The sequence below is a fragment of the Pectobacterium zantedeschiae genome (genome assembly GCF_004137795.1).
Taxonomy (GTDB): Bacteria; Pseudomonadota; Gammaproteobacteria; order Enterobacterales; family Enterobacteriaceae; genus Pectobacterium; species Pectobacterium zantedeschiae.
Window position 1 is genome coordinate 2,235,167 of sequence record NZ_NWTM01000001.1, and the last position, 22,110, is coordinate 2,257,276.

Below are 22,110 nucleotides of genomic sequence, written 5' to 3' on the forward strand. Positions count from 1 at the left end.
TCAATCCTTAACGGGGTGCAAAAGAAAAGAGCGAACCTGCTCAGCATAGGCCGCGGGGTTCGCCTGATGTGCATTATGACCTGCCCGAGCTACGCTCAGTAACGGCAGGCCGTATTGCGCCGCCAGCGTCTGAAATTTCACATCGCTGGCACCACATAAGTAAACAAAAGGTATCGACAGGTGTTGGAGTCGCTCCGCCAAAAAAGGCTGCCGCCCCAGAGAGGTTGCTTCCAGCATCGCCGCAACGGATGTACCCTGATTATTGCTGCGGCGCGTGACCAGTTGCTCACGCTGTACGGAGTCAACATCGGCAAAAACTGCCTGCTGATACCAGTCCAGCAAGACCTCTGGCAGCGGTTCCTGACGAAAGCGCAGCGCCCAGCGTGCATCATGGTGGATACGCTCCGTACGCTGTTCGGACGTTGCCAGACCGGGGTGTCCGCCTTCGACCAGCAACCCCAGCATGCCGTCATGATTTCCCTCGCAGGCTTGGTACATCGCAATGCGCCCGCCGAGCGAATAGCCCAACAGCCAATAACGCTCAATGCCCTGCGCCAGCAGCGTAGCGGTTAGCTGGCGACTTACATCGGCAAAATCTGCTGTAGCAACGGCTTGTGACGCACCGTGTCCGGGTAAATCCACCAGCAGCACGGGCCAATCACGAAAAAACGGCAGGACAGGCTGCCAATCCTCACCGCTGCCTAATAAACCATGCAGACACACCAGCCACGGCTGCATCGGAGCAACCGCACCATATGCCGCTTTTCGGCAGGCTAGCCCCTGAAAACCTAGTGAGCCCACGTCGCTACCTGCGCGACTAGTTCATTAAGCGTTTCCGCGCCATCCTTTGGTTCAACGATAACTTCAAGCAGCGTGACGCCCCCTTGAATCCAGCAATCCGACACGGTATCCGCCAGTTGTTCCCAGCTTTCGGCACGCACGTAATTCAGGCCAAACATCGCAGCGGCATGTCCAAATTCCACATTTTGCGGCATGCAATAAAATGCTTCACGCTGTGCAGCAGGCGTCGGCAGCAGGGAAAATATCTGGCCACCGTTATTGTTCACCACGATCAACACCAGTGGCGCAGGGGACTGACGCAATAGCGCCAACGCATTCAAATCGTATAATGCAGAGAGATCGCCGACAATGCCCAGCGTCGCTTTCGCCGTGGCACGCTGAACACCTGCCAGTGTGGAAATCAGGCCATCAATACCGCTGGCGCCTCGATTACCATACACAGGATACCCTTGCGGGAGCTGCGCCAGTGCGTCTATCAGACGTACCACGAGACTGTTGCCAATAAATAACTGCCCATCAGGCGGCAAAAGCGCCGGTATCCGCTGCGCCAGTTGCGCTTCACCAAAGCGGGAAGCCAGATGCGCGTCAACCTGCCGCTGCGTTTTGTCGGCAATATCCACCAGTAAATCCGCCCACGGCGTCTGTTTGTCTGCCGGATGCGCAGACAGCCATTCGCCAACGTCCGCGACCAGACGACGCCCGCGATGGTGAGCGGGATCCAACCGTCCTGGTAAATCATCAATTAACCAGAACTCTTGCGGCTGACATTGTTCCTGCCATTGCAGCAGACGTTTGCCAGTCAGGCTTCCGCCGAACTGTAGGACGATGTCCGCCTGCCGTAAAAGATCTGCTGCTTCAGGGTGTGCCAGCCAAATATCGGCACAGGGCAAAGGCTGCCCACTTTGCGACAGAACATCACCAATCAGCGGCCAGCCCAGCTCATTCGCCCACGCCGCAAGATGCGTGCCTTGTTCAGGGCTAACGCGGCCAGCGAGGACGACGCCGCGCTTCTGCCGCCACTGTGGCCAGTCCGGCTGTACCGCCAGCGCACTCTGGCGCATTTCACGCAGCCAGGGTTCACGGCTGTTCCACCAGTCGCCAAGCGTCATCAACCAGTCCTGATAGGCCGTGCCATCATCAGCACCGTACAGCGGTTCAGCAAAAGGACAGTTGATGTGCAACGCGCCGTGTGTAAGCCGCGCCATTGCACTATCCACAGAGGAAACCAGCCAACTAGCCGGAATATCGGGCGTAGGACGCGGCAAATCCAGCGCCAGCGTAGGGTGTGACGCATACAGTGCATGCTGACGAATCGCCTGATTCGCACCGCAGTCAATTAACTCCGGCGGGCGGTCAGCCGTCAGAACCACCAGCCGTTCGCCGGTCAGCCCTGCTTCAATGATTGCGGGATAGAGATTCGCGGCAGCCGTACCGGAGGTTACGATAATCGCAACAGGCTCACGCGAGGCTTTTGCCAACCCCAGAGCAAGATGCCCGAGCCCTCGTTCGTCGAAATGCGTGTGGCAAATCAGCGCATGATTATCCGCCGCGGACAGCGTCAGCGGGGTGGAACGAGAACCAGGCGCAATGCAGATATGCCGGACGCCGTGACGGGTCAGCGATTCCAGCAGTAATGTAGCCCAGCGGCGATTAAATACACTTGTTGACATGATTTACTCAACAACTCAGGTTGCAGGTTATTCCCGTCATACCTCAAGCTGCATATACGCTGGCTTCTCTTACTCGCCCCAGTCACTTACTGATGTAAGCTCCTGAGAGTCGTGCGCTCACCGCCTGCAACTCTAATTATTTAGGGTATAGCAAATAATAATGATCAAACTGTTGGTGGCCTGGTTGCCCTTCAACGACTATCACGATCAGCCTTATTATATTTTTTTTTACCACGCTGACTTTGATATAAACCAGTACCTGACACAACAATCATAAAACAAAACTATGACATATCACCGTCTAGCAGGGATCTCAGCCCAGCGGCTTTGTTCTCCAACTCTTGCCATTCTTGTTCTGGATCAGAACCTGCCACAATTCCAGCACCGGCATAGAGCGTCAAAACATGATCCCGTACTTCGGCCGAACGTAGCGCCACGCTGAATTCGGACTGATGGCGCGAAAGGTAACCCGCAGAACCCGCATACCAGCCACGCTCAAACGGTTCATGAGCGGCAATAAAACGGCGCGCTTCTTGCCGCGGTAAACCCGCTACAGCCGCCGTAGGCTGCAATGCGTTCAGGCATGCGCTATCAGACGCGGAACGCAGCGTCGCATGAATGGTACGGCGCAGATGCTGCACCTTGCGCAGACGCACAATTTCTGGCGGCATCACATCCAGCGACAGCGCAGACTGCTGTAACCGCTGGCAAATATCATCCACCACCAGCATGTTCTCGCACTGATTCTTGGTATCTTTCATCAACCAATCGGCCAGCTCAGCGGCTTTGAGCGCATCGCGATCGCTTGCCACCGTTCCCGCCAGCGCTTCCGTTTCCAGTTCGCTTCCCCGCCGACGATAAAGCCGCTCCGGGCTAGAGCCGAGAAATGCATGACGCGCATCGTGCGCCAGCATGAAATGGAAACAGTGGTGATTTGCCGCTCGACTGGCGGCCATAAAGGTAGTGGCCTGTAACGGCTGTGAGAGCGTTAGCGTGGTAGCCCGCGCCAGAACGACCTTTTCCATTAGCCCTGTTTTGATGTCATGCAGCGCCCGCTGGAGCAAATTAATCCACCCCTGATGCTCCGGCTGATGCCCAACGGACTGCACTTCCGCATGCAAAATAGGCTGTGATGCGGGAGGCAGAAGCAGGTTAATAAACGCCGAGGCTTCATCGGCATCCTGCTGCAATGACGTCTCACTGAACAGGTTAATACTCAGGCTGAGCGTATCATCCTGACGCCGTAGTTCTGCCCGAGGCAAAAACAGATAGCCAGGTGATGAGGTACTGCCTTCTTTTATCTGGTTAAACGCGTTCAATCCCCAGATACGCACATCGGGATCGCACTGCTGCTGAACGAGGAATGCCTCTGCATCCTGAAGATGATGAAACCCACACACCTTGCCGCAAACGGCAGCTTCTTCACGATCCTGACGGTGCTGCCAATAGAACTGAGGATACACTGGCTGGATCGCCAGCCACGGCAGTAGTTCGGACGTGTCGCTAAGAGTTAATGAACGCGTTATTTGTCTGAAACCTGCGCGTTCAGGCTGTGGCTCGCGCAAATCCTGCTGCAAATGTCGCAACAAGTCGGAAAGTTGTTTCACCGTCACCCCGGAGACCTAACACAAAGTAGGGGATTATACGGGAAAAAAACACGTCGTGGGTGAGAGGTTACACAACCCCAAAGGGTTACCTTTAGTAGAGTACGCCTCATCGCATTTTTTATGACGTGCCATCCCTGGCCGTCACCCTTACGGGCCGTTGCTGATGCAACGTTAAAAATTTCTCCCGGAAATTTTTTATGACGTGCCATCCCTGGCCGCCCCCCTTACGGACCGTTGCTAGCGCAACGTTAAAAATTTCTCCCGGAAATTTTTTACCCACAGAGGATTATCTGCATGACCAGAACGGTGAGCATGGACTGAAATCGCATCAAACGGCAAAACGAAGCGCGCACATCGCACTAAAATCCTATTCCATCATCATTATTGCTTCAATTGTTCGATTTCTTTTGCCGATTATCTAATCGGCATTTTTTTGTCTGCTCCGTGGCCTAAAGCCCCCCACTCTTCTCTCCCCCGTAAAACCGCACGTCAGGATTCTTTCCATTCAGACCGCTAATTATGGTAAAAATAGGCCCTTGTTACGTCGACCGGATAGCCTCATTCAGGATGAGTACGACTCTGAATTCCAACCCGTTATGCATTAATCGGCATCTGCCAGGCAAAAAAGCGCAGGCAGCTACACGCATCGTTTTCTTTGTTGCAGGGTTTGCCATGGCTTCCTGGGCACCACTGGTGCCATTTGTCAAAACGCGGCTGGCTATCAGTGATGCCTCTCTGGGGATGTTGCTGCTTTCTCTCGGTATTGGCTCACTACTGGCAATGCCGCTCACCGGTTTCCTTACCAGTAAGCTGGGATGTCGCAGCGTTATTTTGCTGGCAAGTGCACTGCTTTGCCTGGTATTGCCCGCACTGACGCAGGCAGAAACTCTGCCGCTGATGGCGATAACACTGATCTTTTTCGGCGCCTCCATCGGTATGATCGATGTCGCGATGAATATTCAGGCTGTCATCGTGGAACGTGCGAGTGGTCGAGCCATGATGTCTGGTTTTCATGGTTTCTTTAGCGTGGGGGGGATTGTCGGCGCAGGTGGCGTCAGCGCCCTACTGTGGTTTGGTCTGTCACCACTACTGGCCATTCTGACTATTGTCGCACTCATGTTGATATTCATGGCAACGGCGCACAAGCACCTGCTGCGCACCACGAATCAAGATGACAGCGGCCCACTGTTTGTTATTCCACGTGGCTGGGTGATGTTCATTGGTTCACTGTGCTTCATTATGTTCTTAGCCGAAGGCTCCATACTGGACTGGAGCGCCCTCTTTTTAACGGTTGAACGCAACCTGAGCGGCGCGCAGGCAGGCATGGGCTATGCCGCGTTTTCCGTGGCAATGACACTGGGCAGACTGAATGGCGATCGTATCGTTAATGCGCTCGGACGCTACGCGATTCTTACCGGTGGCAGCCTCTGTGCCGCACTCGGTCTGATGTTAACGATCAGTATTGATAATGCCGTTACCGCCATTATTGGTTTCGTTATGGTCGGTATCGGCGCATCCAATGTGGTACCAATCCTTTTCAGCGCAGCAGGAAATCAAAAGGTCATGCCGCCAAATCTAGCCATCGCGTCTATTACAACAGTAGGCTATGCGGGTATTCTGATCGGCCCGACTATTCTCGGTTTTATTGCACAATTCAGCAATTTAGCCACCGCATTCGGGTTTGTCGCACTGCTATTGCTGATCGTCAGCGCTAGTGCGCGTGCCGTTATCCGCTAATCAGGAGCGTTAATTGATGCCAGCCATGATCCTGCGTTATTTTTCCCTCCTTACAGTGTTATCGCTGCTGATTACCGGAACATTCGGCTATAGCTACATCAACGATTTGCTGGCGGATAAAAAACATTCGCTGACAACCATTGCCCAAGGCATACAGAAACGTATCGATACCTACCGTTTCTTCACGTACCAAATTTACGGCAGTCTGAACAGCGAACCGTCCGCTAGCGACACCAATATCACCGCGATTAATCTGATGCCCAACGTTTTCTACGTAGAAAAAAACGGTCAGAAAACGGATGCTCTGATTTTTGGGCAACACGATAAAGGCACACTGACGTCGGTTCGCCGTATATCACGTTACCTCGATATTCTCTGGGGAGCAGAAAATAACGTCTACTCCATGTATTATCTGAATGGCATCGATAACAGCCTGACGATGATTTCTACACAGACGCTGAAAGATATCTCCTCGCAGTTCCGCGGCAATTATATTACGGTCATCGCCGAGGCTCGTCGGACGGAAATGCTGCAACAGGCGAATGTGTTAGACGAACGCGAAAGTTTTTCCCCACTGCGTAAATTACGCTTCTATAACGACTACTATTTTACGCTGCGTACCACATTCAATCAGCCGGGTCATCTGGCGACAATTCTTGCGTTCGATCTGCCGATCAACGACTTAATCCCAGACACGATCTCGCGTGAATACCTTATGCTGAAGCCGGATACGCCAGCGGCCAGCAATATGGATAGCAGTAATACGGGCGAAGGTGTGGCCGACGTGCAGTTTCATGGTTCGAACCTTGAAATCTCCGCTACGCTCGTCAATGCGCCGATAAAAATCGTTTTTCAGATGCCCGTAAAAGCGCTGATTATTGATTCAGTGCGTAATAACGTGTGGCTTCTGCTGCTGAATCTGGTTTTGCTGAGTTTATCCATTGCTGGTTTTTATCTTTTCCGTCGAAAGTATGCGAATCCTGGAGAGGATTTATCTCATCAGTTGGAAAAGAAACTGGATATTTACCGCGAAACAACCGGCCGGATCCCGATGGGCGTGCTGGTTTATGATTTCAGCAGCAACAGAGTGATCATACAAAATGAGCGTGCGGAGCATCTTCTTCCACACCTGAGCCTGCAAAAAATCACCAATATGGCGGATGAACATCAGGGCGTCATTCAGGTCACCATTAATAATGAGATGTACGAAATACGCCAAATCCGTAGCCAATATTCGCCAGATTATTGCCTATTTCTGCTGCGTGAACAGGATAAAGAGATTCTGGTACAGCGGAAATTGCTGCTAGCCCAGCGTGAATACGAAAAGAATATTCATGCCAGAAAACGTTTATTCCAAAACCTGCTCAGCGAATTTAAACAGCCGCTGATTTCACTACAACAGCACATTCATGCGATACGCCAGAGCGATACGGCAACCGTACAAACACCAACGCTGGATCAACTAACGGCGGATACTCGCTGTGCTATCGAACTGCTGGAAAATATCGCTTTGCATGAAAAGTTGGAAGCGCAGGAATGGAGCGTGGTCAATGACAGTTTTTCACCGCTGGCTCTTATCGATAGTGTTCTTCTTGAGCTGTTGCCAAGATTGAAACAAAAAGGGCTGACACTGTTCCATCATTACAATTTGGATAGTAATCAAACTTACATAGGTGATGCCGGACTGTTGAAAAAGACGCTGGCGCTGTTGCTAAATTATTCGGTGACTAACACGGATTACGGCAAAATCACGGTGTCGATTGATAGAAAAAATAATGAGTCGGACACGTTGATTATTCAGGTCAGCGATACAGGGACGAAGGTTTCAGGCAAAGAGCAGGAAAATATTCGACATCCTTTCCTGCATCCTGCCGCTTCCGATCATTTCGGACAAAATTCAGGATTGACCTTATTTTTGTGCAATCAACTCTGTAATAAACTCGGCGGCGCATTAACCATCAACAGTAAGTCCGGGCTAGGCACGCACTATATTCTGACGCTGAAACTGGAACCAGAAACGCTTCCCGTTGAGGAAGAAAAACTGCTTGATGGTATTAGTGTTCTGCTGGATGTGACATCCGATGAAGTGCAGCATATTGTTGGCAATATGCTGACGGGCTGGGGCGCTAATTATCTGGTCAGCGATGAGCGCCAGATTAATCAGGAAGCCGATATCTGTATTACTGATGACCCGGAGAAAAAAGCAGACTATACGCTACTGTTGAGCCATGACGATGACACAGTAACGCCTTTGGGCCCGCGCCGCTTGCGGGTGAACTATAATATCAGCCACCTCCTGCTGGAGGCATTGCTTAAGCTGATTGAGCTGCAACTGGAAACACCACCCGATGCGATCCAAGAGGGAGAACCGAACGATGTCGAATTTTACGCCGCTCAATTGGCGTCAAGCGACTATTATTCGCTGTTCGTGGAGACAGTACCGGATGATTTAAAGAGGCTGTATACTGAAGCGGAAGCAGGCGACTTTCCGTCACTTTCGCAGACGGCACACCGGCTGAAAGGCGTGTTTGCCATGCTGAATCTGCATCCTGGCAAACAGTTGTGTGAACAGCTTGAACAGCATATTACCGCGCACGATAGTGTACAAATCGAGGCTAACCTTCATAAAATTGAGCGTTTTGTCAGTGCATTACTATCCCCAATAGAACCTAAAGGGCAGCAAGGTAGCCAACAAGATGAGTAACCAAAACGATGAGTAACCTAAACGTAATTATTGCCGACGACCATCCTATTGTCCTTTTTGGCATCAAAAAATCGCTTGAGCAGATTGAATGGGTCAATGTGGTTGGCGAATTTGAAGACTCAACAGCGCTGATCAACAACCTGCCTAAGCTGGACGCTAACGTTTTAATCACCGACTTATCCATGCCTGGCGATAAATACGGCGATGGCATCACCCTCATAAAATACATTAAGCGCCATTTTCCTCACCTCTCTATTATTGTTCTTACCATGAACAATAATCCGGCGATTCTGAGCGCGGTGTTGGATCTGGATATCGAAGGCATCGTGCTGAAACAGGGCGCGCCGACCGACCTACCCAAAGCGCTGGCAGCCCTACAGAAAGGGAAGAAATTCACGCCGGATAGCGTATCCAAAGTACTGGAAAAAATCAGCGCCAGCGGTTACGGCGATAAACGCCTGTCCCCGAAAGAAAGTGAAGTGCTACGTTTGTTTGCAGAAGGTTTTTTGGTTACCGAAATTGCCAAAAAACTGAATCGCAGTATCAAAACGATCAGTAGTCAGAAAAAATCAGCCATGACCAAGCTGGGCGTCGAGAACGATATCGCTCTGCTGAACTACCTGTCATCCGTCAATGGCGGCGCGACACAGGTAGACTAAACCTTTCCTTTCCTGCACCGGCAACCGCTGGTGCAGGTTATTCCCCAGATGTTCTCGCCTGACGCACCACGTTACTGTAATACGCCAGCGCCTGCTGTAACGTATCCAGCGTAACCGGTTTTGACAAACAGTTATCCATCCCTGCCCCAAGACAACGATCTCGTTCTTCTGCCAACGCATTTGCCGTGACACCGATAACCGGGAAGCGTAACCCTTGCTCACGCATACGCTGTGTAAACAAATAACCATCCATATTCGGCATATTGACGTCCGTCAGCACGATATCAATGTGGTTTTTACTCAATACGCTCAGCCCATCGACGCCGTCATTCGCCGTCATTGCCTGATAGCCCAGAGAACCGAGCTGATCGGCTAGCAGTCGACGGTTGATCGGATGATCGTCAACGACCAGAATCATGATGTCGCCATTCTCTTCACGCACATAGTTAGTCAGCGGCGGTGAAATCTCAGTGCGAGCCCTGTCTTCACTTTCTGAACGATAAATTTTCTCCAGCAAGTCAGGCAAGTGTTGAGGGGTTGATGTCCCTTGCACCCAGTGCCCTTCACTCACTTTCTGCGCAGGTCCGTTATGCGCGCCACTCATCACGATATGCGCCCGAACAGTAATGTCGTCTATCGATGTATAATCACTAATCATCACATCATCAGGTGATACTGTTTGATTCTGGTAACGCACAGCCTGCACGCCTTGATCCTGCAACAGCGTCAGTAGATACACCTCCAGCCTAGCATTGCGTACCCTCAACCAGCATGTTTTCCCTTGCAGACTGGCATTGATCGCTACGGGAGCATAGTGCGCTTTATACAACGGAATCCTGACGCCAAACAGACTACCCAGCCCAGGTTCAGATTCAATGGTAATGTCGCCATCCATCAGATTGACCAGCTTTTCACAAATAGCCAGCCCTAAGCCTGTGCCCTGGAAATGACGCTGCACGCCGCTCCCAGCTTGGAAGAACGGATCAAACAGCTTCACCGCTTCGCGCGGTTGAATGCCCACACCGGTATCGCGCACCACAAATTCCAGATAACCATCGCGGCAGCCGACTTCAAAAATGATGCAGCCCGTGTCCGTAAACTTGATGGCGTTGCTCAGCAGGTTAGACAACACTTGCTGCAAACGCACGGGATCGCCAAACAGGCTGACAGGAACATTAGGATCGATAAAGCAGTAGAGCATCAGGCGTTTTTTGACTACCAGCGGGAGATAGTTACTGGTGATGTGGCTAATGACCTCATGCGGAGCAAATTCACACGGCTCTATCTTCAACTGCTCCGACTCAATCTTGGAAAAATCGAGAATATCGCTGATAATTTTCAGCAACAGCGAAGAGGAGTTGTTCATCGCTACAACCAGACGGTTGGCGTCCTTCGGCAACGATTTGGTTTGTAGCAGGTCAAGGTTCCCAATAATCCCGTAAAGCGGCGTACGCAATTCATGGCTGACGGTAGCAAGGAACATCGATTTCGACTGGCTTGCCTGCTCGGCAGCATTTGCCATTTCCTGTAGTGATTCTTCCATTTTGACGCGCGCACTAACGTCCAACAGCACACAAATTGCCACATTTTCATTACGATAGCGCGAATGAACAAAACTGATTTGCAGGTGATGGTTGCGGCTGGTCATGACATCCACAAACTTGGACTGCTGCTCGCAAATAATACGGGTAATTCGCAGTCTATCCTCGTGGGTAAGCAAGTTGAGATAGTTGTGCGCTAGTTCGTTACTGAGGATATTCGTACCGTCATTAATACGCAGGATACAAATCCCTACTGGCGCCGACGCCACAATCTTGCGGTTGAATTGCTCATTCTCTTCTAACTGGAACGCATTCACTTCCGCAGGCAATAGCATTTTCCTCTCGAACACCAGCGCCAACACAAATAGCACAATAGCCCATAGAATATTCAGCACAAGCATGTTGATCATCAATGCGCTGATGTAGGAAAGCAGCACTTTCAACGGCAGTGAATATACGATACTAAATGACGTCGGCGGCAGCGACTTCTTAAGAATGAGTTCATCATAACCGTTCACATAGCCAAAATAGTTATGATCGGAGGGATAACTGTCTACCGAAGAGGCATAGCGCTCTTTAGTATCGGAAAACTGTAGAACAACCTGATTATATTGATCCAGCAGCCTGGCACCGATCGGAAATTTACCCACGGTAACGAAATCATCCAAACGAATCGTCTGCTCGATCCCCATGATGACTTCTAGCTTGTTATCCACATAAATCGGGGTCAGCGCATATAAATAGCCGACATCGGGGATAGACGCAGGAGTAATCCAGTAGAGTGTTTCATCGCGGCCAGTTTGGGTGCGGTTCTTCTTCTGATCCTGAAACCGATCCTGCACGTTTTTAAGCAAGTTATCACGATCGAGTGACTGGTTACGGATGCCAAAATCCACCATACAGCGACGATCGCCGCCGACAAAAAACACTCGATTAAGATCGTAGACGGCAGAGAAATTATCCTGCCAGCCGTTAAAAAAATGACTCAATGAGAGCAGTGCAGCATTCCCGCCATATTGCGTGGAGCAGGTTGCACCGGGAGCAAGGGCGTAAACAGAGACGCCGGGGCCGTCTTCCATTGGCGGCTCTGCTTTTTCTCTCGCCAGCACCAGGCGATTTGCCGCCAGATACTGGAGTTCGCGCACAATATCCGACGCGTGTCGGATGTAACCCTGCGACTGATCAAAGCTGAGGTTATATTCCTGCCGCAGCTCTGACTCTTTTTCATTCAATACTTTAGTCACATAGAAAATGGATATCAGCGCCCCCAATACCCACAGCATGACCGCCAGAACCCGAAATAAATAGCGGGAAACTTTTAATGTGGTATGGAATGAGGCGAGATATTTCAAGTGGATACCGTTGAATAATGGGAGAACCAGTTTGCTGATACACTACCGAGTGTCGATAAAAAAAGCCAGCGCATCGCGCTGGCTTACTCGACTCATTCCCGTTTAAGGAAAAGGCTTATTCGTCATCTTCAGCGATATCATCATCGCCATCAATGTCGTCGATAGCACCATCGTCTTCGGCGATTTCGCCTTCAACTTTTACTACGCCATCCAGCTCTTCATCTTCTACCGGTTCAGCAACACGTTGCAGGCCAACAACATGTTCGTCTTCCGCTGTACGAATCAGCGTCACACCCTGCGTGTTACGACCCACAATACTCACTTCAGACACGCGTGTACGCACCAGCGTTCCCGCATCGGTGATCATCATGATCTGGTCTGCGGCATCAACCTGAACCGCACCCACCACTTTACCGTTACGCTCACTAACCTTGATAGAGATAACCCCTTTCGTCGCACGCGACTTGGTTGGGTACTCGCTCACGGCAGTACGCTTGCCAAAGCCATTTTGCGTGACGGTCAGGATATCGCCTTCACCGCGAGGGATGATCAGCGATACGACGCGATCTTCACCTTGCAGGTTGATACCACGGACGCCCGTTGCCGTACGGCCCATGGAACGCACCGCCTGTTCGGAGAAGCGAACCACTTTACCTTCCGCAGAGAACAGCATCGCTTCATCATTACCATCGGTCAGGTCAACGCCAATCAGCTCGTCGCCTTCATTCAGGTTAACTGCGATGATCCCCGCGCTACGCGGACGGCTAAATTCCGTCAGCGCCGTTTTCTTCACCGTACCGCTCGCGGTTGCCATGAAGATGTGGCGGCCTTCTTCGTATTCACGTACCGGCAGAATCGCGGTAATACGCTCATTCGGTTCAAGCGGCAGCAGGTTGACGATCGGACGACCGCGCGCACCCCGGCTGGCTTCCGGTAATTGATATACCTTCATCCAATACAAACGGCCACGGCTGGAGAAGCACAGAATCGTATCGTGGGTGTTTGCCACCAGCAGACGATCGATAAAATCTTCTTCTTTTATACGTGCGGCAGACTTGCCGCGGCCACCGCGACGCTGTGCTTCATAGTCGCTCAGCGGCTGATACTTCACATAACCCTGGTGAGACAGCGTGACAACCACATCTTCCTGATTAATCAGATCTTCGATATTGATGTCGGCGGTGTTCGCCGTAATTTCCGTGCGGCGCTCGTCGCTGTACTGCGTTTTGATCGCTTCCAGCTCTTCGCGGATCACTTCCATCAGACGCTCAGGGCTATTGAGGATATAAAGCAGCTCGGCGATCTCCGCCAACAGCTCTTTATATTCATCCAACAGCTTTTCGTGCTCCATGCCAGTCAGTTTCTGCAAACGCAGATCCAGAATCGCCTGAGCCTGCTGTTCAGTCAGGTAGTAGCGACCGTCACGGATACCGAACTCTGGCTCCAGCCACTCTGGACGTGCAGCATCATCGCCAGCACGTTCCAACATGGTGGCAACGCTACCCAGTTCCCACGCTTGTGCGATCAGTGAGGCTTTCGCTTCAGCAGGTGACGCAGCACGGCGAATCAGTTCGATAATCGGATCGATGTTCGCCAGCGCAATCGCCAGACCTTCCAAGATATGGGCGCGGTCACGGGCTTTACGCAGTTCAAAAATGGTACGACGCGTCACCACTTCACGACGGTGGCGCACAAACGCAACCAGAATGTCCTTCAGCGGCATGATTTTCGGCTGGCCCTGATGCAGTGCCACCATGTTGATGCCGAATGACGTCTGAAGCTGCGTCTGGGAGTACAGATTATTCAGAACCACTTCGCCCACGGCATCACGCTTAATCTCGATAACGATACGCATACCGTCTTTATCGGATTCATCACGCAGTGCGCTAATGCCTTCAATACGTTTATCTTTGACCAGCTCGGCAATTTTCTCGATCAGGCGAGCTTTGTTCACCTGATACGGAATTTCATGCACGATAATGGTTTCACGCCCGGTTTTCGCATCCGCCTCAACTTCTGCACGCGCACGGATGTAAATCTTACCTCGCCCGGTGCGATAGGCTTCTTCAATACCGCGTCGGCCATTGATGATTGCCGCCGTCGGGAAGTCTGGGCCTTTGATGTGCTCCATCAACCCTTCGAGGCTGATGTTTTCATCGTCGATATATGCCAGACAGCCATTCACAACTTCTGTCAGGTTGTGCGGTGGAATGTTCGTTGCCATCCCGACTGCGATACCGGAAGAACCGTTAACCAGCAGGTTGGGAATACGTGTAGGCATGACGTCAGGAATCTGCTCGGTGCCGTCATAGTTCGGCACAAAATCGACCGTCTCTTTTTCAAGATCGGCCAGCAGTTCATGAGCAATTTTCGACATGCGAATTTCGGTATAACGCATGGCCGCAGCGGAGTCGCCGTCAATCGAACCGAAGTTACCCTGACCATCAACCAGCATGTAGCGCAGTGAGAAAGGCTGCGCCATACGCACGATGGTTTCATAAACGGCAGAGTCGCCGTGCGGGTGGTATTTACCGATGACATCCCCGACGACACGGGCGGATTTTTTATACGGTTTGTTCCAGTCGTTACCCAGTACGCTCATCGCATACAGTACGCGGCGGTGTACCGGTTTCAGTCCATCACGAACATCTGGTAATGCACGCCCGACAATAACGGACATCGCATAATCCAGATACGAGCTTTTCAGCTCTTCTTCAATGTTGACCGGTGTGATTTCTCTGGCAAGGTCGCTCATGGAGCCGCTATCCCTCTATTTAGGCATCTACCCGTGTTCAGAAAAGTGAACCGTTCAGATAAGGTGAACTGTTCAAAAGGTGAAAAATTATATCACAAACCGCCGTTTCGGGGGAAACTCCCTTCCGCTCTGAACAGACGGTTTTCCCAGTGGACATTTATCCCCAGAGAAAAGTATCTCGCAGAGAAAAGCGACACCGCTGCACGTTGCGACACGAAGGGGGTATACTCGCGGCAGTAGAAGATAACGAAAGGCAGTGATGACACATGAATGTAGAAAATCAAACTCCGAACGTTGACCATCAGGAAATTGCCAAGTTTGAGGCGATCGCGTCACGCTGGTGGGATTTAGAAGGCGAGTTCAAGCCATTGCACCGCATTAACCCGCTGCGTCTGGGCTATATTTCGCAGCGCGCCGAAGGGTTGTTCGGCAAGAAAGTGCTGGATGTCGGCTGCGGCGGCGGCATTTTGGCCGAGAGCATGGCGCGTGAAGGCGCGGACGTCACCGGGCTAGATATGGGCGCAGAGCCGTTGCAGGTTGCGCGCCTGCATGCGTTGGAAAGCGGCGTCACTGTCAATTACGTGCAGGAAACAGTCGAAGCACATGCAAACGCACATCCGGGCCTTTACGATGTCGTCACCTGTATGGAAATGCTGGAACACGTTCCCGATCCGCAATCCGTGGTGCAGGCCTGCGCGAAGTTGGTTAAACCCGGAGGGCACGTGTTTTTCTCCACGATAAACCGCAATGCGAAAGCATGGATGATGGCCGTTATCGGTGCTGAGTATGTTTTAAAAATGGTGCCACGCGGCACGCACGATATTAAGAAATTCATTCGCCCGGCAGAACTGATGCGCTGGGTTGATGACACCGCCCTGCGTGAAAGGCATATCACCGGGCTGCACTACAATCTACTGACGGACCGCTTTAAACTGGGCCCAAATGTGGACGTGAACTACATGTTGCATACCTACCACGATAAACAAATCTGATTCAGAATACTCTTAAATGCTGCGCGGTTTTTTGCCGCGCGCCTTTACCTTTCTGGTGTCAAAATCAGCAAAGTCTTCCGGTTTTCTTTTTCTTATCAAAACCCAGAATAATATTGACATCGCTACAGGCCTTATCGGGCGAGGTTTTTAACAAATAGCGTTCTGACCCTCACCAAAACTAACGAAAAATCAACTCTTGTTCTTAAAAGAATCCACACTACAATACTCACCATGTAGTAGCCATTTATCAAAAAATATCCATATCTAGTATTTATCCACAGAGTTAGTCACAGATGAATTTCTGTGAATAAACGGGGGATATTTTTTTATTTTCATCAACAGGTAAATCCCAACATGAACCAGAGCTTGCTCGTTACCAAACGCGATGGCAGTAAAGAAAAAATCAATTTGGATAAAATCCACCGCGTCATTACCTGGGCCGCAGAGGGTTTACACAATGTTTCCGTTTCTCAGGTGGAACTGCGTTCCCACATCCAGTTTTACGACAGCATCAGAACCTCTGATATCCATGAGACCATCATCAAGGCCGCAGCCGATCTGATCTCCCGCGAAAGCCCGGATTATCAATATCTGGCCGCACGTCTGGCTATCTTCCATCTACGTAAGAAAGCCTACGGCCAGTTTGAGCCACCAGCCCTACTGACCCACGTCACCAACATGGTGGAACTCGGCAAATACGACAAGCACCTGCTGGAAGACTATACCCCCGAAGAATTCGCCCAGATGGACGCTTTCATCGATCACTGGCGTGACATGAATTTCTCCTATGCTGCGGTTAAGCAGTTGGAAGGGAAATATCTGGTACAAAACCGCGTCACCGGTGATATCTACGAAAGCGCCCAGTTCCTGTACATTTTGGTCGCGGCCTGCCTGTTCTCCGGCTACCCGCGTGAAACCCGTCTGGATTACGTTAAACGTTTCTATGATGCGATCTCCACGTTCAAAATTTCTCTGCCAACACCAATCATGGCAGGCGTGCGCACCCCGACGCGTCAGTTCAGCTCCTGCGTGTTGATCGAATGCGGCGACAGCCTGGACTCCATCAACGCGACGTCCAGCGCGATCGTGAAATATGTTTCCCAGCGTGCGGGTATCGGCATCAACGCGGGTCGCATCCGTGCGCTCGGCAGCCCGATTCGCGGCGGTGAAGCATTCCACACCGGCTGTATTCCTTTCTATAAACACTTCCAGACAGCGGTGAAATCTTGCTCTCAGGGCGGCGTACGCGGCGGTGCCGCTACGCTGTTCTATCCGCTGTGGCATCTGGAAGTGGAAAGCCTGCTGGTGTTGAAAAACAACCGTGGCGTAGAAGGCAACCGCGTTCGTCACCTCGATTACGGCGTGCAGTTGAACAAACTGATGTATCAGCGTCTGGTAAAAGGTGAAGATATCACGCTGTTCAGCCCGTCTGATGTACCAGGACTGTATGGCGCATTCTTCGCGGATCAGGATGAATTCGAGCGCCTGTATGTGCAATATGAGCAGGATGCCAGCATCCGTAAACAGCGCATCAAAGCGGTTGAACTGTTCTCCCTGATGATGCAGGAACGCGCTTCTACGGGTCGTATCTATATTCAAAACGTTGACCACTGCAACACGCACAGCCCGTTCGATCCTCAGATTGCTCCGGTTCGCCAGTCCAACCTGTGTCTGGAAATCGCGTTGCCAACCAAGCCGTTGAACGACGTAAATGATGAGAACGGTGAAATCGCGCTGTGTACGCTGTCTGCTTTCAACCTCGGTGCAATCAATAGCTTAGACGACCTGGAGGAGCTGGCGACACTGGCCGTACGCGCGCTGGATGCCCTGCTGGATTATCAGGATTACCCGATTACGGCAGCAGAACGTGGTGCGATGGGTCGCCGTACGCTGGGTATTGGTGTGATCAACTTTGCCTACTATCTGGCGAAAAATGGCGTGCGTTACTCCGACGGCAGCGCCAACGGCCTGACGCACAAAACGTTTGAAGCAATTCAATATTATCTGCTGAAGGCTTCGAATGTGCTGGCACGCGAGCAAGGTGCCTGCCCGTGGTTCAATGAAACCACCTATTCGCAGGGTATTCTGCCTATCGATACCTATAAGCGCGATCTGGATGCAATCTGTAATGAACCGCTGCATCTCGACTGGGAAGCACTGCGTAAAGACATCAAAGAATACGGTCTGCGTAACTCTACGCTGTCTGCGCTGATGCCGTCTGAAACATCGTCTCAGATCTCTAACGCCACTAACGGTATTGAGCCACCGCGCGGTCACATCAGCGTCAAAGCGTCCAAAGACGGTATTCTGCGTCAAGTGGTGCCGGAATATGAAACGCTGAAAGACGCTTACGAACTGCTGTGGGAAATGCCAAATAACGACGGCTACCTGCAACTGGTGGGTCTGATGCAGAAATTTGTCGATCAGGCGATCTCCTCCAACACCAACTACGATCCGTCACGCTTCCCATCAGGTCGAGTACCGATGAAGCAGTTGCTGAAAGATCTAGTCACGGCCTACAAATTCGGCGTCAAAACGCTGTATTACCAAAACACCCGTGACGGCGCTGAAGACGTACAAGACGATCTGTTGGCTGAGCCACAGGACGATGGCTGCGAAGGCGGCGCGTGTAAGATTTAAGCCACTAATGAAAGGCTGCAATGCAGCCTTTCATCCTTTTAGCGCGGGCGTCCTACCCGTAGTCGCAACTGGCGTTAAAAAATGCCCTTGGCATTTTTTTGGAGAGACTCATGGCCTATACCACTTTTTCACAGAACAAAAATGACCAACTGCTCGAACCGATGTTCTTCGGCCAGTCTGTCAACGTTGCACGCTTCGACCAGCAAAAATATGAAATTTTCGAAAAGCTGATCGAAAAGCAACTGTCCTTCTTCTGGCGCCCAGAAGAAGTTGACGTGTCCCGCGATCGTATCGACTATCAGGCACTGCCCGATCATGAAAAACACATCTTCATCAGCAACCTGAAATACCAAACGCTGCTGGATTCGATTCAGGGACGTAGCCCGAATGTGGCGCTGCTGCCGCTGATTTCCATCCCTGAGTTGGAAACCTGGGTAGAAACCTGGGCTTTCTCGGAAACCATTCACTCACGTTCCTACACGCACATCATTCGCAATATCGTGAACGACCCGTCGCTGGTGTTTGACGATATCGTGACTAATGAAGAGATCCTGAAGCGCGCCAAAGATATCTCCGGCTACTACGACTCGCTGATTGAGATGACCAGCTACTATCATCTGCTAGGTGAAGGAACACATCAGGTTAACGGCAAGACCGTGACAGTGAACCTGCATGCACTGAAAAAGCAGTTGTATATCTGCCTGATGAGCGTAAACGCGCTGGAAGCCATTCGCTTCTACGTCAGCTTCGCCTGCTCGTTTGCTTTTGCTGAACGCGAGCTGATGGAAGGCAACGCTAAAATCATCAAGCTGATCGCTCGTGATGAAGCACTGCACCTGACCGGCACACAGCATATGCTGAACCTGATGCGTTCCGGCCATGACGACCCTGAAATGGCGCAGATTGCCGAAGAGTGTCAGCAAGAGTGCCATGACCTGTTCGTTCTCGCCGCTCAGCAAGAAAAAGAGTGGGCTGAATACCTGTTCCGCGACGGTTCGATGATTGGCCTGAACAAAGATATTCTCTGCCAGTATGTGGAATACATCACCAACATCCGCATGCAGGCGGTTGGGCTGCCGCTGCCGTTCCAGACGCGTACCAACCCTATTCCATGGATCAACGCCTGGCTGGTATCCGATAACGTACAGGTCGCACCACAGGAAGTCGAAGTTAGCTCTTATCTGGTCGGTCAGATCGATTCAGAAATCAGCGATGACGACCTGAGCGATTTCCAACTGTAATCAATGAGCAATCCAACGATTACACTGCGCACATCCGGTGCGCAGTTTCCCTGTTCAGACGACGGCCCTTCCCTACTGGATGTGCTGGAATCCAACCGAGTCAGCATTGAATATCAGTGCCGCTCTGGCTATTGCGGTTCCTGTCGTCTGCGTCTGGTAAAAGGCCGCGTGGCGTATCGCCAAACACCGCTGGCCTGCATCCAACAGGATGAAATTCTACCTTGTTGTTGTATGCCGCAGGGCGACATCGAACTTGATATCTAGCTCAATCTCTTTCATATTTTGTGTCCTTGCTATAAGTATGCCCCAGTTCATCAACGCGCCACAGCGCCGACTGACGTGCTTACCGACGGTAGCTTCTTGCGTCTGATAACGGAAAAACCTTTCGTTCTAACCGCTTTCCCCTGTTCACCCGTCGGCCCGAGATATTCCGGCCGACTGCCGTCAAAGATAGGTTTTAGCCGAGGATGGCGCTAGAATCGTCAACGCAATACATTTCAGTCTAATTTTCTCTGGGACATTCACAAAAACAGCCATAAATAGAGGTTAATACTATGCTCACCGTCATTCCCGTTTTGATCTTTGTTGCACTTATCATCGTCTGGTCAGGCATCAAAGTCGTACCGCAGGGATACCAATGGACTGTAGAACGTTTTGGTCGCTATACCAAGACGCTGATGCCGGGGCTTAATCTGGTCGTGCCGTTTATGGATCGTATCGGCCGCAAGATTAATATGATGGAACAGGTGCTGGATATTCCCTCTCAGGAAATTATCTCTCGCGATAATGCCAATGTCGCCATTGATGCCGTCTGCTTTATTCAGGTGATCGATCCCGCGCGGGCCGCCTATGAAGTTAGCAATCTGGAACAGGCTATCGTGAACCTCACCATGACCAACTTCCGTACCGTACTGGGTTCGATGGAGCTGGACGAAATGCTGTCTCAGCGCGATAGCATCAACACGCGCCTGCTACATATCGTTGACGAAGCGACCAACCCGTGGGGCATTAAGATTACGCGTATTGAGATCCGCGACGTACGCCCGCCAGCAGAATTGATTGCGGCGATGAACGCGCAGATGAAAGCGGAACGTAACAAACGTGCCGATATTCTGGAAGCCGAAGGGGTGCGTCAGGCCGCTATCCTGAAAGCCGAAGGGGAAAAACAGTCACAGATTCTGAAGGCGGAAGGCCTGCGTCAGTCTGCGTTCCTGGAAGCGGAAGCGCGTGAACGTGCCGCGGAAGCAGAAGCACAGGCGACCAAAATGGTATCCGAAGCCATCGCGGCAGGTAATATTCAGGCAATTAACTACTTTGTCGCACAGAAATATACCGATGCCTTGCAGCAGATCGGGTCTTCTAATAACAGCAAAGTAATCATGATGCCGCTGGAAGCCAGTAACCTGATGGGCGCTATTGGCGGGATCACGGAATTGATTAAAGACAGCAAAAACAGTCGAGGTCAATAATGGGCATTGAACTGGTGATGGAAAATGCACACTGGTTCTGGCTGTCGCTCGGCGGTCTGCTTTTGGCCGCCGAAATGCTGGGGGCCAGTGGCTATTTGCTGTGGAGCGGCTTATCGGCGGTATTGGTTGGGCTATTAACATGGGTAATGCCGCTGGGTTGGCCATGGCAGGGAACGATTTTCGCCATTCTGACCATCGTCACGGCGCTGCTTTGGTGGTACTGGCTGCGTAAACGGACACTGTCACGCCCACAGTCGACGCTCAACCAGCGCGGGCAACAGCTGATTGGTCTGAGAGCCACCTTGACCGAACCCGTGACTAACGGTTTTGGCCGGGTAAACATCGGCGATAGCAGTTGGCGCGTAAAATCAGAGCAGGATCTGCCCATCGGTACTCATGTTGAAGTGATTGCCATTGATGGTATCACGCTGCATGTGCGTCCGACCGAACGCTAGCAGCACACATTATTTGGGGGAGCCGGTCTCCCCTTTATGCTAGCTTACGTTGTTGATAATTTACTCTTTTGCCAATTTATCTTTTTGACAACAGCCCGCCAGATTATTGATTATTGGGCACTCCGCGCTACCGTCCCCCGGACACTGTTCAGCCAGTGCCAATAACTGCTCGCGCATCGTTTTCAGCTCTTCGATGTGCATCTCGATTTCCTGCACTTTCTGCAAGGTTCTCGCTTTGACATCCGCACTTCGCCGCAGCGGATCGTTAAATAGCGTAACCAGTTCACGACACTCATCCAGATTAAAACCAACCTGACGCGCCTGACGCAGCAGCGTTAGCTCTTCGACATGATGGTCATCGTAGCTGCGGTAACCATTTTCAGAACGCAGCGGCGTAGTCAGAAGTTCTTTCTCTTCATAGAAGCGAATAGTTTTACTGCTGAGACCGGTTTTTTTCGCAACATCACTGATATTCATGATTTCCCCT

15 protein-coding genes are annotated in these 22,110 nt (G+C 51.4%); 9 read left to right on the forward strand and 6 right to left on the reverse strand.

Annotated features, from left to right (window positions below):
* From menH to menF, 3 genes are all read right to left on the reverse strand, one after another.
* Entirely contained in the window at window positions 1-738 is a 738-nt protein-coding gene (gene menH / locus CLR69_RS10230; protein ID WP_129712859.1) for a 2-succinyl-6-hydroxy-2,4-cyclohexadiene-1-carboxylate synthase, read from the reverse strand.
* A gap of 50 nt (window positions 739-788) precedes the next feature.
* Complete coding sequence (gene menD / locus CLR69_RS10235; protein WP_129712577.1) at window positions 789-2,471, reverse strand: 2-succinyl-5-enolpyruvyl-6-hydroxy-3-cyclohexene-1-carboxylic-acid synthase; 1,683 nt, start codon at window positions 2,469-2,471, stop codon at window positions 789-791.
* Between the two features lie 284 nt (window positions 2,472-2,755).
* Window positions 2,756-4,078: an isochorismate synthase MenF gene (gene menF, locus CLR69_RS10240; protein ID WP_129712578.1), complete on the reverse strand. Its 1,323-nt coding sequence runs from the start codon at window positions 4,076-4,078 to the stop codon at window positions 2,756-2,758.
* 567 nt (window positions 4,079-4,645) lie between these two features.
* On the opposite strand from menF, the gene CLR69_RS10245 reads away from it, so the two are divergent.
* The 3 genes from CLR69_RS10245 to rcsB are packed head-to-tail and all read left to right on the forward strand — an operon-like array spanning window position 4,646 to window position 9,178.
* A complete protein-coding gene (locus CLR69_RS10245; RefSeq protein WP_129712579.1) occupies window positions 4,646-5,815 on the forward strand; it encodes an MFS transporter in 1,170 nt (389 codons plus the stop codon).
* 16 nt (window positions 5,816-5,831) lie between these two features.
* Window positions 5,832-8,519: a phosphotransferase RcsD gene (gene rcsD, locus CLR69_RS10250; protein WP_129712580.1), complete on the forward strand. Its 2,688-nt coding sequence runs from the start codon at window positions 5,832-5,834 to the stop codon at window positions 8,517-8,519.
* Between the two features lie 8 nt (window positions 8,520-8,527).
* A complete protein-coding gene (rcsB, locus tag CLR69_RS10255; protein WP_005976164.1) occupies window positions 8,528-9,178 on the forward strand; it encodes a response regulator transcription factor RcsB in 651 nt (216 codons plus the stop codon).
* Between the two features lie 37 nt (window positions 9,179-9,215).
* Here the strand turns inward: rcsB and rcsC are convergent, their stop codons facing one another.
* Both rcsC and gyrA read right to left on the reverse strand, forming a co-directional pair.
* Window positions 9,216-12,071, reverse strand: coding sequence for a two-component system sensor histidine kinase RcsC (gene rcsC, locus CLR69_RS10260; protein ID WP_129712581.1), 2,856 nt, complete (start codon window positions 12,069-12,071; stop codon window positions 9,216-9,218).
* Between the two features lie 115 nt (window positions 12,072-12,186).
* Window positions 12,187-14,826, reverse strand: a complete 2,640-nt coding sequence (gene gyrA, locus CLR69_RS10265; protein WP_129712582.1) for a DNA topoisomerase (ATP-hydrolyzing) subunit A — start codon at window positions 14,824-14,826, stop codon at window positions 12,187-12,189.
* A gap of 266 nt (window positions 14,827-15,092) precedes the next feature.
* Between gyrA and ubiG the strand changes: the two genes are divergently transcribed.
* From ubiG to CLR69_RS10295, 6 genes are all read left to right on the forward strand, one after another.
* Complete coding sequence (gene ubiG, locus CLR69_RS10270) at window positions 15,093-15,818, forward strand: bifunctional 2-polyprenyl-6-hydroxyphenol methylase/3-demethylubiquinol 3-O-methyltransferase UbiG (RefSeq protein ID WP_129712583.1); 726 nt, start codon at window positions 15,093-15,095, stop codon at window positions 15,816-15,818.
* Window positions 15,819-16,172: 354 nt separating this feature from the next.
* Window positions 16,173-18,458, forward strand: a complete 2,286-nt coding sequence (gene nrdA / locus CLR69_RS10275; RefSeq protein WP_129712584.1) for a class 1a ribonucleoside-diphosphate reductase subunit alpha — start codon at window positions 16,173-16,175, stop codon at window positions 18,456-18,458.
* 110 nt (window positions 18,459-18,568) lie between these two features.
* A complete protein-coding gene (gene nrdB, locus CLR69_RS10280) occupies window positions 18,569-19,699 on the forward strand; it encodes a class Ia ribonucleoside-diphosphate reductase subunit beta (protein WP_129712585.1) in 1,131 nt (376 codons plus the stop codon).
* A 3-nt stretch (window positions 19,700-19,702) separates the two neighbouring features.
* Window positions 19,703-19,963, forward strand: coding sequence for a class I ribonucleotide reductase maintenance protein YfaE (gene yfaE / locus CLR69_RS10285; RefSeq protein WP_129703410.1), 261 nt, complete (start codon window positions 19,703-19,705; stop codon window positions 19,961-19,963).
* A 290-nt stretch (window positions 19,964-20,253) separates the two neighbouring features.
* Entirely contained in the window at window positions 20,254-21,168 is a 915-nt protein-coding gene (locus CLR69_RS10290; RefSeq protein WP_129703408.1) for an SPFH domain-containing protein, read from the forward strand.
* Window positions 21,168-21,623: an NfeD family protein gene (locus CLR69_RS10295; protein ID WP_129712586.1), complete on the forward strand. Its 456-nt coding sequence runs from the start codon at window positions 21,168-21,170 to the stop codon at window positions 21,621-21,623. The genes CLR69_RS10290 and CLR69_RS10295 overlap by 1 nt, the downstream gene beginning before the upstream one ends.
* Before the next feature lie 60 nt (window positions 21,624-21,683).
* On the opposite strand, the gene cueR is transcribed toward CLR69_RS10295, so the two are convergent.
* Window positions 21,684-22,100, reverse strand: a complete 417-nt coding sequence (gene cueR / locus CLR69_RS10300; protein WP_129712587.1) for a Cu(I)-responsive transcriptional regulator — start codon at window positions 22,098-22,100, stop codon at window positions 21,684-21,686.
* Window positions 22,101-22,110: the final 10 nt, after the last annotated feature.